A 13528-nucleotide genomic window follows, 5' to 3' on the forward strand; every position below is an offset into this window, starting at 1 on the left:
TTCACCCGTCGCCACGGCCCGTGACGGCCAGCGCGTCCGGCGGCGGGAGCAGGCCCAGCCGCTGCGCCCGCAGCACGGTGGTCAGCCGGTCGGAGGTGCCGAACTTGCGGTACATCCGCTCCTGGTGCTTGGCCACCGTACGCGGCGACAGCAGCAGCCGGTGACCGATCGCCCGAGCGGTCAGACCGTCCGCGAGCAGGCGCAGGATCTCCTGTTCGCGGACGGTCAGCCGGGGCACTCGCACTGGCGGCACGGCCGCCCCCGGCCGGTCGGCGACGGTGCAGCCGGCGGCCGGGTGCGGCCGGCTCCACGACTCGGCCAGGGTCCGGATCGCGGCGAGCTGGCCGGCGGTACGCCGAACCGGCCGTGTACCGCACGACCCGGTCGGCAAGGCGGTACGCGGTCCGGTGGTGCTCCACCGCCAGTGTCCGTCCCGGCGGACCAGGTCGCCGAGGGCCAGCCCGAGCTGGACCAGGGCGCGCAGCAGTACCGGGTCGCCGGCGGCGGCCGCCGTCAGCAGGGTCCGGGTGGTCGGCTCGACCGGCCCGGGAAGCACCAGGTCGAGCAGCCGGTCGGCGGGCTCGGCCCGGTGGGTGGGGCGGTCCGGCAGAGAAGGAAGTGTGGTGGTCATCGCAGCACTCCTGATGGGATCGGTCGACGTGCGGGTCGGGCACCGGCACATCGCCAGCTTCGCCGCGCCCGGCGGCCGTTCCATTGGGCGAACTACGTAGTCGCACCAGTACGCCATACATAGATCCGGCGGGACACCCCTCAGATCTGCACCGGGCGACAATTCGACCCCGCTACTACGCACTATTACGGCAACGGACTCCGATCGCTTCCTGAGTCAACAGAACCGCAGATATCTTTCGACCCGTACGCATGTCGCCGATCACCCTCCCACTCACACCTTTCTGATGATTTGGTGGATTACCGGAAAGGACAGATACCGATGGCCAGTGCGAGCGTGGCTGTCCGGGCCGCCGGCGCGTCGTCCGGGCGTACTGCCGCAGAAGATCACGTCCGGGACCTCGCCCGACGGGGCATACTGGCGGACCGCGCGAGGGCGGCGTCCGACGCGGAGCGTGGGCTGCTCCGCGCGGGTGGGTACGCGCTGGTCTGGCCGGTGGTGTTCCAGCGGCTGACCCGTCGGATCGAACTCGCCCGGGGACACCACACCTGCGCGTCGTCGGTCCACCGACTGGAAGCCGAATGCCTGGACAAGTTCCACGACGACGTCGAGGCGGTCCTCGACGACCTGCTGACCAGCGCCAAGGTCCCAGTGGTCAACCTGGAGGGGTGGATCGCCCGGCGGATCGGGCCGGCCACCGTCGACGCGCATCGCCGCCGACGCGGCGACCGTGGCGCGTTGCAGCGGCCCCGGCTGCCCGGATGGCTCAAGCACCACCTCGACCAGGACCCGTGGCTGCTGGCCCTCGCCGTCGAGGTACTGGTCTGGGTGGGGATCCCGGCCACGGCCGGGGTACGGGTGTGGCCGCTGGGCGCGTGGGCGGACCGCCGAGCCGCCGTCACCGGCCACTGTGGTGGCGGGGAACGGGAGGTGACGGCCGACCTCGACCGGGTGCTCGCCGCGATGCGCAGACGTCCGAAGTGGTACGCGGACTTCGTCGAACGGCCGCTCGGCCGCAAGCACGCCCCGGTGCCGCCGGCCGCGCGGGCCGGGACCGGTCCGGCCCGCGAGAGCGACCACCTGCAGCCGAGGACGCCGGACGAGGCGGACGAGGCCCGGTTGACCGAGCTGGCGTCGGTCGCGGTGACGGCGATCGAGGCGCAGCTGCGCCGAGGCGCCGACCCCCGGTGCGCGGTGGTCGCCGTACTCCGCTCGGTGTTCGACACCGGCACGGGTGCCGACGAGATGGACCGGCCGCCCGGTGGTGGACCGGCCGCAGACGAGCGGGTCGCCGCCCTGCTGGCCGATTCGGCGGCGATCGACCGGATCGCCAGCGCCGTCGTCGAGCTGATCGCCGACCGGTGACGGCCGGTGCGCCGAAACGCCCGGCCGGTCCTCGCGGACCTGCCGGGCGTTCAACCAGCAGGATGATCGCCTGCTCAGTGGCGGTGGCGGCGGGATTTGAACCCGCGGAGGGCGTGAACCCTCACACGCTTTCGAGGCGTGCTCCTTAGGCCACTCGGACACACCACCGCCGAGTAGGCTACCTGAAGCGCCTGCCGACCGTCACGGCGGTACCGCCCGAGCGTAGGCGGCACCGGCCGCACTGGCAGGATCATGGCCATGAGCACGCACATCGGAGCCAAGCCCGGCGACATCGCCGAGCGGGTCCTCATGCCCGGAGACCCGCTGCGCGCCAAGTGGATCGCCGAGAACTTCCTCGAGGACGCCACCTGCTACTCGAACGTGCGCGGCATGTTCGGCTTCACCGGCCGGTACGCCGGGACGCGGGTGTCGGTGCAGGGGTCGGGAATGGGCATGCCGTCGGCGTCGATCTACGCCCACGAGCTGATCAACGAGTACGGGGTCCGGACGCTGATCCGGGTCGGCTCCTGCGGTGCGCTGGCAGAGGACCTGCAACTGCGGGACGTGATCGCGGCCAATGGTTCGTCCACCGACTCGAACATGAACCGGGTGCGCTTCGCCGGGCTGGTCGACTACGCCCCGGTGGCGGATTTCGGTCTGCTGCGTACGGCGGTCGACGCCGCCCACCGGCACGGTGTCGATCTGCGGGTCGGCCCGGTCCTGGCCGCCGACGCGTTCTACACCGACCGGCCGGACCTGTACGACACGCTCGCCGACTACGGGGTGCTGGCGGTCGAGATGGAGTCGGCGGCGCTGTACACCATCGCCGCCCGGTTCCGGGCCCGCGCGTTGACCATCCTCACCGTGAGCGACCACATCCGCACCGGCGAGAAGATGAGCGCGGACGACCGGGAGCAGACCTTCAGCGAGATGGTACGCATCGCACTGGACACCGCGATCGCCTGACGCCACCGGGATCGGCCGACGATACCGGCGGGCCGCCCGGCTCAGCGGAAGAACGCCCGCAGCGCGGCGGCGCACTCGTCGGCCAGCACCCCGGCGTACACGGTCGGCCGGTGGTTGAGGCGGCGGTCGCGCACGACGTCCCACAGCGATCCGACGGCACCGGTCTTCGGCTCCCACGCGCCGAAGACCACGGTCGAGATCCGGGCCAGCACCAACGCCCCGGCGCACATGGTGCACGGCTCCAGGGTGACCACCAGGGTGCACCCGTCGAGCCGCCACCGGCCGAGCCGGGCGGCGGCCCGGCGCAGGGCGAGGACCTCGGCGTGCGCCGTCGGGTCGCCGGTCAGTTCACGTTCGTTGTGGGCGACCGCGAGTTCACGGCCGGCCGCGTCGTAGACGACCGCACCGACCGGCACGTCAGCCATACCGACCGGCACGTCAGCCGCACCGACGGGTACCCCTGCCGTGCCGGGCGGCACACCAACGGGGCCGGCACCGGCGGTCGGCCCGCCCGCCACCGACAACGCCCGCCGCATCCAGCTCTCGTGCAGCGGGTCGCGGTGCCGTCGGGCCGTCGGCACGCCGTCGCCCCGCCCGGTCACGCCGTCGCCCCGCCCGGTCTCATGCCTCGCGCAACTCCTCGATCTCGTCGCCGCAGCCGACCGTCTGGCAGATCTCTGCGGTCACGTCGGCCGGCAGCATGCCGTCGCGGGCGCACAGCGCCAGCAGGCGTCGGGCCGACAGACCTAGGTCGGCGAGCAGGTCGGCGTCCCCGACCGGCTCCGCGTCCGGGTCGGCGGCCGGCTCATCGTCGTCGTCCTCCTCGTCGGCCAACGCGTCGACGTCGTCGGAGTCGTCCAACGGGTCGCCGACCAGGTACCCACCGGCACGGGAACCGGCCGGCGCGGCAGCGGCGGCGGACATCGAGCCGCCGCCAGCGCCGACCACGACCGGTTCGAGGTCGACCTCGACGGCCGGGGTACGGATGTCGCCGATCAGCAGTGCGCCCAGCCGCGACTCCTCGGCGAACGCGGCGTCCGAGCTGAAGATCCGCAGATCCTCGCCCTCGTCGAGGCGCAGGATCACCAGGTAGCTGTCGTCCGATTCGACGAACAGCAGTGACACCTCGGCGTCGGAATCGACCTCACGGAGCCGGTCGACCACTTCGTCGATGTCGGCGACCCCACCGAGGTCGAGCTCGGCGCCGGACCAACCGGCCGGGCCGCGTACGGCAGCGGCTGCAAAATAGGGCACGGTCCCCCCAATGGTCCCTGCGGTCACCGGGCGGCGCGGCATCCGCGCCGCCGTCGGTGACCGCCGATTCTGTCGTCAGAATGACGGTATCGGCTCAGGTGGGTCGTTGACCCCACAACGCCCCGAACAGTCACTGACCGGCAGGGACGGGTGCGCGACAGCGCGTCGACGTCCGGTCAGCTGAGGCGTTCGGTCAGTTGACCAGTCGGCGGGCCGCGATCAACTCGCGCAGCTGCTGCCCACGGACCTTACGGGGCCGGACCCGTTCGCGGCCGAGCTTGGCGCCGGCAAGCTCGGCGAGGATCTGCAGTCGGCGTCGATTCCGCTCGGGATCGAGCCGGTGCCCGGTGTTGGCCATGCCGCCGAGCGTGCCGACCGTCGCCGCGTTCGTCAAGCCCGGAATTCGCCCGCCGCTGGTCACCACAGTGGCCAGTCGCCGGCCGCCGCCCAGTGTGTGGCGAGCGCCACAGTCGTGATGCTCCAGCCGGCCGACATGGCGAGCGCGATGCCGGTCGCCACGCCCCGGTCGCCGACCCGGGCGAGCAGGATCGCGACGGCCCAGGCCAGCACGCCGCAGAGCAGCGTCGACAGGGCGTACCCGCGCAGGTCCTGGCCGATCAGGCCGGTCAGCAGCAGCCACAGCGCGGTGGCCAGCGCCCCGAGTGCGACGGCTCCCGGGCGTACCGGGTGCGGCTCCCGGTAGGTCGGCCGGGGCGGGGCCGGTGGCTGTGCGGGCATGGCCGGAAACATCCCCGGCGGGTACGGGTGCTGCCCACGTGGCGAACCCCAGCCGGCCACCGGCGGGTGCCAGCCGGCCGGCGCACCGGGCCAGCCCGGCGGGCTGGTCGGTGCGGGTGACGGCCATTCGATCGGCCGGTCCGGCATCTCGTCCCTCCCTCCTGCGGCCGGGGCGGCGGCTCGCGTCGGTCCGCCACCGTGCCAAGTCAGCGTACCGACGGCGGCTGCCCGACCGCGCCCTGGCTCGATGTGGCAGAGTCACCGCGTGCGAGTGGCGGTGATCGGGCTGGGGCTGATCGGCGGCTCGGCGCTGCGCGCGTTCGCCGCCGCCGGACACCGGGTTTTCGGGTACGACGCCGATCCTGCGACCCGGGCCACCGCGCGTACCGCCGCCGCGCGGGCCGCACCCGACGCGCGCTGGCAGGTCGCCCCGACGGTACGGGACACGGTGGCCGACGCCGATCTGGTGCTGTTGGCGGTGCCGCTGCCGGCGGTGGGTCCGGTGCTCGACGAGATCGCCGCGGTCGGCTACTCCGGGCTGGTCACCGACGTCACCTCGGTCAAGGAACCGGTGCGGCGGCTGGTCGACCGGCGTCTGCACCGCCAGCACGACCGGACCGCCGGGTTCGTCGGCGGCCATCCGATGGCTGGTCGGGAGACTTCCGGGTTCACCTCCGCCGACCCGGAGCTGTTCACCGGCTGCGCCTGGGTGCTTTGCCTGGAACCGCCGGTGACCTCGGTCGACGACTGGCTGACCATCGCGACAGCGGTGACCGGGCTGGGTGCCCGGGTGGTACCGGCCACCGCCGAGGAGCACGATCGGGCCGTCGCGGCGATCAGTCACGTACCGCATCTGCTCGCGACCGCGCTGGCCGCCAGCGCGGTGACCGACCCGCTCGCCTGGTCGTTGGCGGCGGGGTCGTTCCGGGACGGCACCCGGGTGGCGGCCAGCCGGCCGGAGCTGGTCGCGGCGATGTGCGGCGGCAACGCCGGGGCGGTCCGGGCCGGCCTGGACGAGGTGCTGTCCACCCTGACGGCGGCCCGGGCGGCGCTGGACGCGGAAGACCCGGTGCAGGCTCTGGTGCCGTGGCTGACCCCGGGCAGTTCGGCACGGGGAGGCTGGCCACCACAGCCGGGCCGGCCGCTGGAGCTGCCGGCCCGGCCGGACGCGCTGCTGCGGCTGGGGCGGGCCGGCGGTTGGGTCACCGCCGTGGCCGACGACCGGCGTACCGTGACAGCGGTCCGGCCGGCACCGGTCGACTGACCCGGGCTAACTGACCCGGGCTGGCTGGTCGGCTGGTCGACTGACCCGGGCAGACCGGCCGACGGTGGGCCGAACTGTCTGCCGGCGGCTCAGACCTGTTCGCCCCGGTCCAGCCGGATCACCCGGCGGTCGGTGACGACGGCGGTCACCAGGTCGGCGGGCGTCACGTCGAAGGCGGGATTGACCGCGCCGGCCCCGGCCGGCGTGGTCCGGGTCGCGGCGAAACTGACCACCTCGGCGGACCCCCGGTCCTCGATTTCGACCTGTGCGCCGGTGGCGGTCGCCGGATCCACCGTCGATTCGGGAGCGACCACCACGAACGGCAGCCCGGCCCGGCGGGCGCCGAGCGCATGGGCGTACGTGCCGATCTTGTTGATCGTGTCGCCGTTCGCGCAGATCCGGTCGGCGCCCACGACGACCGCGTCGACCAGGCCACGGGCCATCAGGAACGGCCCGGCCCCGTCGACGGCGACCCGGAAGTCGACCCCGGCCCGGTCGAGTTCCCAGGCGGTCAGCCGGGCACCCTGCAGCAGCGGCCGGGTCTCACTGGCGATCACCGACTCCAGCCCGCCGCGCCGGTGCAGTTCGACGACGACCCCGAGCGCGGTTCCTCCGGTGACCGTGGCCAGCGCACCGGTGTTGCAGTGGGTCAGCAGCCGGCACCGGGGCGGACAGAGCTGCCCGAGCAGGTCGGCCCCGAGCCGGGCCATCGCCACCGACGCCGCCTCCTCCTCGTCGCGCAGGGCCACCGCTTCGGCGAGTACGGCCGACGGGCTCTCCGCGAGCCGGGCCGCCGCCCGGTCGACGCCCCGGGCGAGGTTGACCGCGGTCGGCCGGGCGGTACGCAGCCGTTCGACGGCGTCGGCCAGTCGTTGCGGCTCGTCGTGGTGCAGCCGCGCGGCCAGCGCCACCCCGAGGGCACCGGCCACGCCGAGCGCCGGCGCGCCGCGAACCGCCAGGGACCGGATCGCGTCGACCACCGTCTCGACGGTGGACAGCCGTAGTACGGTGGTCCGGTCGGGCAACGCGGTCTGGTCGATGATCTCGATGGCGTCGTCGACCCAGTCGATGGTCCGCATGCGACGACCTTAGTCGGCTCCGGCCGGGCGACAGTACCGCCGAAGGGGCCTATGGTGACCGGTGTGAGCAATGCCCGGGACCCGATCGTCGACCTTCGTCGGATCGCTTTCCTGCTGGAGCGGGCCAACGAGGCGACCTACCGGGTACGCGCGTTCCGGTCCGCCGCCACGGCACTGGCCGGACTGCCCGCCGCCGAGTTGTCGCAGCGGGCTGATGCCGGCACGTTGACCGAGCTCGCCGGGGTAGGCGAGGTGACTGCCCGGTGTGTGGCCGAGTCGCTGGCCGGCGAGGAGCCGGTCTATCTGCGCCGGCTGCTGGCTACCGAGGGCACCGACCTGGACGAGGCGGCGGCGGCACTGCGCGCCGCGCTGCGCGGCGACTGCCACACCCACTCGGACTGGTCCGACGGCGGTTCGCCGATCGAGGAGATGGCGTTGGCCGCGGTCGAGCTGGGCCACGAGTACCTGGTGCTGACCGATCATTCGCCCCGGCTCACGGTCGCCCGCGGGTTGACTGCCGCCCGTCTGCGGCGCCAACTCGACCACGTCGCGGCGCTCAACGCCGCCCTGCCGGAGGGGTTCCGGATCCTGACCGGCATCGAGGTGGACATCCTGCCGGACGGCTCCCTCGACCAGTCCGACGAACTGCTCGACCGGCTCGACGTGGTGGTCGGCTCGGTGCACGCCAATCTGCGTGACGACCGGGCGCGGATGACCCGGCGGATGCTGACCGCGGTCACCAACCCTCGGCTGGACATCCTCGGTCACTGCACCGGTCGGATGGTGACGTCGCGGCCGCCGGGGGTGACCGGACCCGGCGACCGCGGCCACCGACGGCGGTCCCGGCCGCCGAGTGACTTCGACGCCGAAGCGGTCTTTGCCGCCTGCGCCGAGCACGGCAAGGCCGTCGAGATCAACTCCCGGCCGGAGCGGCAGGACCCGCCGAAGCGGCTGATCCGGCTAGCGGTCGAGACCGGCTGCCTGTTCGCCATCGACACCGACGCCCACGCGCCGGGTCAGCTCGACTGGCAGCGGTTCGGGTGCGCCCGGGCCGCGCTCTGCGGTGTCGATGCCGACCGGGTGGTCAACACCTGGTCGGCCCGGCGACTGGTCGACTGGGCCGCCGCCCATCACTGAACCGCTGTCCGGCAGCGGGCCGCCGGACAGCAGCGGGCCGCTGTCCGGGACCGTGCCGCCGGGCAGCGGACCGGAGCGGGCCGGTCGGGGCAGCCCGGTGCCCTGTGCAAGGGCCACCCCGGCCAGCACGATCAGCGCCCCGACCGGCTGGTGCCAGACCAGCCGCTCGCCGAGGACCGACACCCCTGCGGCGACCGCGACGACCGGCACGACATAGGTGACGGTGGCCGCCGTACTGGCCCCGACCAGCCGGATGTTGCGCATGTGGATCACGAAGGCCAGGCCGGTGCCGACCGCCCCAAGAATCAGCACGCTCACGATCACCGCCGGAGAGAGCCGGGTCGGTGTCGGCGGGGCCCCGGCGACGATCGGTGCGACGACGGCCAACTGGCCGGTGGCCAGGATCAGCTGGGTCGCGGCGAGCGCGACGCCGCTGTCCGACCGGCCGGCAACGAACCGCTTCTGGTACGGGATCGTCGCGCCGTAGCAGGCGGCCGCGCCGAGACACATCAACTGCCCGGCGAACTGCCCCCCGCCGACGCCCTGCCAGACCCCGAGCACCACCAGCACGCCGACGAAGCCCAACCCGGTGCCGGCCAGCCGGCGGGCCGTCATTGCCTCGGTGCGGAACACCAGCGCCGCCAACGGCAGGGCGATCAGCGGGGTGGTGGCGTTCCAGATGCCGGCGAGCAGCGACGGGATCCGCTGCTCCCCGTACCCGATGAGGGTGAACGGCAGGGCGACCCCGACCGCCGCGACAACGCACTGGTGCAGCCACAGCCACGGATCCCGGGGCAGCCGGTCGCCAACCAGTGGCAACACGATCAGCAGGGTGAGCGCACCGGCGGCGACCCGGGCCAGGGTCACGTGGATCGGATGCAGCTCGGCGACCCCGATCTTGATCAGCAGGAAACTGGTGCCCCAGATGCCGGCGAGCAGCAGGAAGCCGGGCAGCCAGCTGGCGAGCCGGGGACCGGGTGGTGGGCCGGCCGAACCGGGTTCCTGCATTCCCGTTCCCCCCTTTCGGATGCGCCGGCCCCGCCGACCTGCCGCGTAGGGTCATCAGCATGGGACGTGTGGATGACATCAGCAACAGCTTTGTCGAGCGGTGGGCGCGGCTGAATCCGATCGGAGCCACCTACATCGGCGTCGACGGGCACGACGACCAGCTCGACGACCTGTCGCCGGACGGGTATGCCGAACGCGCCGCCCTGACCCGCGACACGTTGCGGCAGCTCGATGTCGCTGATCCGGAGTCGGAGGCCGAGCGGGTGGCCCGGGACGCGATGGCGGAGCGGCTCGGCCTGGAGCTGGCCCGCTACGAGGCGGGCGAGGAGACCAGCGAGCTGAGCGTCATCACCAGCGGTCTGCACCATCTGCGCCAGGTCTTCGACCTGATGCCGACCGAGGGCACCGATGCGATGGCCAACATCGCCGCCCGGCTGGACAATTATCCACAGGCTCTGGACCAGGTACGGGTCACCCTGCTGGACGCGGCCCGGGCCGGGCACGTGGCACCCCGGGCGCAGATGCTCAAGGTCGCCGACCAGTGTGACGTCTGGACCGACCCGGAAGCGGACGACTTCTTCCACGCCCTGGTCGGCCGGCTGTCCGCTCCGGCCACCCTCACCGCGGACCTGCGCCGCGCGGCCTCGGCGGCCACCGCGGCGACCATCGCGTTCGGCCGGTTCCTGCGTACCGAGCTGGCCCCGTTGGGGCGGGACACCGAGGCCGCCGGACGGGACCGCTACGAGCTCGCCTCCCAGTACTTTCTGGGCGCGCGGATCGACCTGGACGAGACGTACGCCTGGGGCTTCTTCGAGTTGGATCGCATCGAGCAGGAGATGCGCCGGGTCGCCGCCGAGATCGCCGGGCGCGGCGCCAGCATCGACGACGCGGTACGCGCCCTGGACGCCGACCCGGCGCGGACCATCGCCGGTGGTGAGGCGTTCCGCGACTGGATGCAGGCGTTGGCCGACAGGGCCATTGAGGAGCTGCACGGCTCCCATTTCGACATTCCGCAGCAGATCCGGCGGATCGAGTGCTGCCTCGCACCGACCAGTGACGGCGGCATCTACTACACCGGGCCGAGTGAGGACTTCTCCCGACCGGGCCGGATGTGGTGGGCGGTGCCGCACGGGCTGACCGAGTTCTCGACCTGGCGGGAGGTGACCACCGTCTACCACGAAGGGGTGCCCGGACATCATCTGCAGATCGGTCAGACGCAGGTCCGTGCCGATCTGCTCAACCGCTGGCAGCGGCTGCTCTGCTGGTGTTCCGGGCACAGCGAAGGCTGGGCGCTGTACGCGGAACGGCTGATGGACGAGCTGGGCTACCTGGCCGACCCCGGTGACCGGCTCGGCATGCTGGACGGGCAGGCGCTGCGGGCGGCCCGGGTGATCGTGGACATCGGCCTGCACCTGCAGTTGACCATCCCGCCGAACTCGTTCAACTTCCATCCCGGCGAGCGGTGGACTCCGGAGCTGGCGTGGCAGTTCCTGCGGGCGCACTGCCAACTGCCGGACGAGATTCTCCGGTTCGAACTGGACCGTTATCTCGGATGGCCGGGGCAGGCGGCGGCGTACAAGGTCGGGGAGCGGATCTGGCTGCAGGCCCGAGCCGACGCCCAGGCCCGCAAGGGTGCCGCCTTCAACCTCAAGGAGTTCCATCAGGCAGCACTGAACCTGGGCGTACTCGGGCTCGACCCGCTGCGGTCCGCGCTGGCCCGGATCTGACCGCCCGCCCGGCGGGCCGTGCCGGGCCCGGAGCCGGGCTCAGCCGAGTGCGGCCGTCAGGTCCCGGCAGGCCTGCTCGCACCGGCGGCAGGCTTCGGCGCAGACCTGGCAGTGCTCGTGCTCGCTGGCGTGTGCCTGGCACTCCTCGCCGCACGAACGGCACGCCTGGATGCATGCCTGCAGCATCACCCGGGTGGTGTTCGCGTCGTAGCCGGTGTGTCGGGAGAGCACCCGGCCAGTGGTGGCACAGATGTCGGCGCAGTCGAGGTTGGTGCGGATGCACTTGACCAGTTCGGCGACCATGTCCTCGCTCAGGCACGCATCGGCGCAGGCGGTGCAGGCCTGAGCGCAGTCGAAGCAGGCATCGATGCAGTCGGCGAGTGCCCGCTGGTCGACGTGTCCCAGATCGAGCGGATAGGTTTCCAGCATCTCGGTTGCTTGCGTCATCGTGACCTCCACAGGTGTGACCGTTTGAGGTCGGGTACCCGCTGCCCGGCCCGACTAACACCGTCCCGATCCGCACCGGCCCGACTCAGTCGGGCAGCCGCAGCGCCGCCCAGACGGTCTTGCCGTCGGCGAATCCGGCGTACCCCCAGTCGCTGGCGAGCGCCTCGATGATGGCCAGCCCTCGACCACGGCCGGGTGCCGGCCCGGGCCGGGGCCCGGTGGCCGGTCGGGGCAGCTCGACAGCGCGGTCGCGGACGCTGATCCGGATCGCTCCGGCCTGCCGGGTGGTGGTGACGTCCAGCTCGGTGCCGGCGTGTTCGACCGCGTTGCTGACCAGCTCGGAACCGATCACCATCGCCTCGTCGACCAGCGTGGTCAGCTGCCACGAGCGGCAGGCTCCGCCGATCAGCCGACGGGCCTCTCCCGGTGAGCGCGGGTGTGGGGGCAGGTACTCGTGCCAGCGGTACGGGGACCTCGGTGCTGATTCGACCAGTTTGGTGGCGTCGATCACGCTGTCCTGCACGCTCACCAGACCGCTGATGCTGTGCCTGGCGAGCCGACCGGTGGGTGAGTCTGGCCGGGCGCACAGGTGCACCACCGGACGGTGGCTGGCGTCGCCGCCCTGGACGATGGCGAAGACCCGCAGTCCGATCGGGCTGGCCACGGTCACCTCGTCCAGCTCGACGAGCAGCGCCAACGGCTCTTCCAGGAGGCAGCGGCGCAGCACCGGGGCGAGCCGGACCAGTTCAGTGTCGGTCAACGCGCCAGTCAGCCGGACCCGGGTGACGCCACTGGCGAAGTCGCGCACCACCAGCCAGGTGAGGGTGTTCACCCGTGGTTCCCGTTGTCTGGTCTACCACCGTAGACGGTTCCCGCGTGGTCCTGCGGCGCGATTCCCAGCAGCGGCGCGACTCCGGTCACCCGCAGCACCCGGGCGACGATCGGCTGCGGGTTGCGGACGATCAGGATCTGGCCCTGACCGGCGGCCGCGTGGTGCGCGTCGACCAGCTCCTTGACCGCACTCGAATCGATCAGGGTGACGGCGTCCAGGTCGACGACGATCCAGGTCGCCTGCTGCCGGTCGACCACGCGGACAGCGGCGCTGAGCTCTCCGGTGGCGGTCATGTCCAGCTCACCGGAGGCTTCGATGACGCAGTGCCCGGCTTCGGGTGAGGGCACCCGGATCTCGTGCATGCTGGTCTCCGTCTGGCGGGTCGCGACTCCGACCTGCGGTGGCGCCCGTGGGCCCGCGCGGCGGAGTTGGGCTGCTCGAAGCGCCCAGCCTACGCGACGCCGCCTGCCTGCTGGGGACAGACCGGGAGACCCCCGACCCGGGGTAGCGCACAACCTAGTCGATCATCACACTAGGTGAGAAATCGTTGACTGAATTCGACATCGGTCGATACGATCCGGGCGCCGTGGGACCAGTGTTCCCAAGTTTCACGAGGAGTCCCCATGCCCGTACTCGCCCGCCTGCCGGAGATCGTCCCCACGCTGTTCCGCGTGGTGGTCGGTCTGCTGTTCACACTGCGCGGTGCCGCCTCGATCTTCGGGATCTTCGGCGGCTTCCGAGGCACCGGTGAGGCAATGGAGATCGGCGTCTGGCCCGGGTGGTGGGCCGCGCTGATCCAGCTCGTCGGCGGTCTGTTGGTCCTCGCCGGACTCGGCACCCGGGTGGCCGCCGTCATCTGCTCCGGATCGATGGCGTACGCCTACTTCGTGGTCCATCAGCCGGATGCACTGCTCCCGCAGAACAACGGCGGCGAACTCGCCGCGCTGTTCTGCTGGGCGTTTCTGCTGGTGGCCGCGCTGGGGCCAGGCCGGTACTCGCTCGACGCCATGTTGAGTCGACGCCGTACGGCCGCCGTTCCCGCCCCGGAGCCGGCGACCGTCTGACCACGCGGCGGTAGCC

At 72.4% G+C, this 13528-nt stretch carries 15 protein-coding genes, 1 tRNA gene and 1 pseudogene; 6 read left to right on the top strand and 11 right to left on the bottom strand.

What is annotated here, in order from left to right; all coding sequences use genetic code 11:
- Position 1: 1 nt before the first annotated feature.
- Positions 2 to 631 carry a LuxR C-terminal-related transcriptional regulator gene (locus O7543_RS18285; protein ID WP_281552731.1) on the bottom strand — a complete coding sequence of 210 codons (630 nt, stop codon included), beginning with the start codon at positions 629 to 631 and terminating at the stop codon, positions 2 to 4.
- A 321-nt stretch (positions 632 to 952) separates the two neighbouring features.
- Between O7543_RS18285 and O7543_RS18290 the strand changes: the two genes are divergently transcribed.
- Positions 953 to 1996 carry a hypothetical protein gene (locus O7543_RS18290; RefSeq protein WP_281552730.1) on the top strand — a complete coding sequence of 348 codons (1044 nt, stop codon included), beginning with the start codon at positions 953 to 955 and terminating at the stop codon, positions 1994 to 1996.
- Positions 1997 to 2074: 78 nt separating this feature from the next.
- Here O7543_RS18290 and O7543_RS18295 read toward each other — a convergent pair.
- Positions 2075 to 2164, bottom strand: a tRNA-Ser gene (locus O7543_RS18295).
- A gap of 90 nt (positions 2165 to 2254) precedes the next feature.
- Between O7543_RS18295 and deoD the strand changes: the two genes are divergently transcribed.
- Positions 2255 to 2962, top strand: a complete 708-nt coding sequence (gene deoD / locus O7543_RS18300; protein WP_281552729.1) for a purine-nucleoside phosphorylase — start codon at positions 2255 to 2257, stop codon at positions 2960 to 2962.
- 41 nt (positions 2963 to 3003) lie between these two features.
- Here the strand turns inward: deoD and O7543_RS18305 are convergent, their stop codons facing one another.
- The 4 genes from O7543_RS18305 to O7543_RS18320 form a co-directional block, all read right to left on the bottom strand.
- The gene (locus O7543_RS18305) at positions 3004 to 3564 is read right to left on the bottom strand and encodes a nucleoside deaminase (protein WP_281552728.1); all 561 of its coding nucleotides are present in this window, start codon (positions 3562 to 3564) and stop codon (positions 3004 to 3006) included.
- Between the two features lie 19 nt (positions 3565 to 3583).
- Complete coding sequence (locus O7543_RS18310) at positions 3584 to 4216, bottom strand: tRNA adenosine deaminase-associated protein (RefSeq protein ID WP_281552727.1); 633 nt, start codon at positions 4214 to 4216, stop codon at positions 3584 to 3586.
- A 193-nt stretch (positions 4217 to 4409) separates the two neighbouring features.
- Positions 4410 to 4610, bottom strand: a complete 201-nt coding sequence (locus tag O7543_RS18315; protein WP_281552726.1) for a hypothetical protein — start codon at positions 4608 to 4610, stop codon at positions 4410 to 4412.
- A gap of 23 nt (positions 4611 to 4633) precedes the next feature.
- Positions 4634 to 5101, bottom strand: coding sequence for a hypothetical protein (locus tag O7543_RS18320; RefSeq protein WP_281552725.1), 468 nt, complete (start codon positions 5099 to 5101; stop codon positions 4634 to 4636).
- 118 nt (positions 5102 to 5219) lie between these two features.
- Here O7543_RS18320 and O7543_RS18325 point away from each other — a divergent pair, with 118 nt between their 5' ends.
- Complete coding sequence (locus O7543_RS18325) at positions 5220 to 6218, top strand: prephenate dehydrogenase/arogenate dehydrogenase family protein (RefSeq protein ID WP_281552724.1); 999 nt, start codon at positions 5220 to 5222, stop codon at positions 6216 to 6218.
- A gap of 89 nt (positions 6219 to 6307) precedes the next feature.
- Here the strand turns inward: O7543_RS18325 and mtnA are convergent, their stop codons facing one another.
- A complete protein-coding gene (gene mtnA, locus O7543_RS18330) occupies positions 6308 to 7297 on the bottom strand; it encodes an S-methyl-5-thioribose-1-phosphate isomerase (protein WP_281552723.1) in 990 nt (329 codons plus the stop codon).
- Positions 7298 to 7348: 51 nt separating this feature from the next.
- On the opposite strand from mtnA, the gene O7543_RS18335 reads away from it, so the two are divergent.
- Positions 7349 to 8434, top strand: coding sequence for a PHP domain-containing protein (locus O7543_RS18335; RefSeq protein ID WP_281552722.1), 1086 nt, complete (start codon positions 7349 to 7351; stop codon positions 8432 to 8434).
- Positions 8435 to 8602: 168 nt separating this feature from the next.
- On the opposite strand, the pseudogene O7543_RS18340 reads toward O7543_RS18335, so the two are convergent.
- A pseudogene (locus O7543_RS18340) lies at positions 8603 to 9442 on the bottom strand (DMT family transporter); the annotation flags it as partial.
- Positions 9443 to 9501: 59 nt separating this feature from the next.
- Between O7543_RS18340 and O7543_RS18345 the strand changes: the two are divergent.
- Positions 9502 to 11169, top strand: a complete 1668-nt coding sequence (locus tag O7543_RS18345; protein WP_281552721.1) for a DUF885 domain-containing protein — start codon at positions 9502 to 9504, stop codon at positions 11167 to 11169.
- Between the two features lie 39 nt (positions 11170 to 11208).
- Here O7543_RS18345 and O7543_RS18350 read toward each other — a convergent pair whose 3' ends face one another.
- The 3 genes from O7543_RS18350 to O7543_RS18360 all read right to left on the bottom strand — a co-directional run bounded on the left by O7543_RS18350 (position 11209) and on the right by O7543_RS18360 (position 12810).
- Positions 11209 to 11616 (bottom strand): four-helix bundle copper-binding protein, encoded by a 408-nt coding sequence (locus O7543_RS18350; RefSeq protein WP_281552720.1) that lies wholly within the window; start codon positions 11614 to 11616, stop codon positions 11209 to 11211.
- 85 nt (positions 11617 to 11701) lie between these two features.
- A complete protein-coding gene (locus O7543_RS18355) occupies positions 11702 to 12448 on the bottom strand; it encodes an ATP-binding protein (RefSeq protein ID WP_281552719.1) in 747 nt (248 codons plus the stop codon).
- The gene (locus O7543_RS18360; protein ID WP_281552718.1) at positions 12445 to 12810 is read right to left on the bottom strand and encodes an STAS domain-containing protein; all 366 of its coding nucleotides are present in this window, start codon (positions 12808 to 12810) and stop codon (positions 12445 to 12447) included. The genes O7543_RS18355 and O7543_RS18360 overlap by 4 nt, the downstream gene beginning before the upstream one ends.
- A 261-nt stretch (positions 12811 to 13071) precedes the next feature.
- On the opposite strand from O7543_RS18360, the gene O7543_RS18365 reads away from it, so the two are divergent.
- Entirely contained in the window at positions 13072 to 13512 is a 441-nt protein-coding gene (locus tag O7543_RS18365; protein WP_281552717.1) for a DoxX family protein, read from the top strand.
- Positions 13513 to 13528 lie beyond the last annotated feature (16 nt).

Source organism: Solwaraspora sp. WMMA2080 (assembly GCF_027497395.1).
Classification (GTDB): Bacteria; Actinomycetota; Actinomycetes; order Mycobacteriales; family Micromonosporaceae; genus Micromonospora_E.

Coding starts and splice junctions, on each gene's coding strand:
- O7543_RS18360 (WP_281552718.1), bottom strand. CDS start 12,810: ATGCACGAGATCCGGGTGCCCTCACCCGAAGCCGGGCACTGCGTCATC.
- O7543_RS18345 (WP_281552721.1), top strand. CDS start 9,502: ATGGGACGTGTGGATGACATCAGCAACAGCTTTGTCGAGCGGTGGGCG.
- O7543_RS18365 (WP_281552717.1), top strand. CDS start 13,072: ATGCCCGTACTCGCCCGCCTGCCGGAGATCGTCCCCACGCTGTTCCGC.
- O7543_RS18285 (WP_281552731.1), bottom strand. CDS start 631: ATGACCACCACACTTCCTTCTCTGCCGGACCGCCCCACCCACCGGGCC.
- O7543_RS18350 (WP_281552720.1), bottom strand. CDS start 11,616: ATGACGCAAGCAACCGAGATGCTGGAAACCTATCCGCTCGATCTGGGA.
- O7543_RS18320 (WP_281552725.1), bottom strand. CDS start 5,101: ATGCCGGACCGGCCGATCGAATGGCCGTCACCCGCACCGACCAGCCCG.
- deoD (WP_281552729.1), top strand. CDS start 2,255: ATGAGCACGCACATCGGAGCCAAGCCCGGCGACATCGCCGAGCGGGTC.
- O7543_RS18290 (WP_281552730.1), top strand. CDS start 953: ATGGCCAGTGCGAGCGTGGCTGTCCGGGCCGCCGGCGCGTCGTCCGGG.
- O7543_RS18335 (WP_281552722.1), top strand. CDS start 7,349: ATGGTGACCGGTGTGAGCAATGCCCGGGACCCGATCGTCGACCTTCGT.
- mtnA (WP_281552723.1), bottom strand. CDS start 7,297: ATGCGGACCATCGACTGGGTCGACGACGCCATCGAGATCATCGACCAG.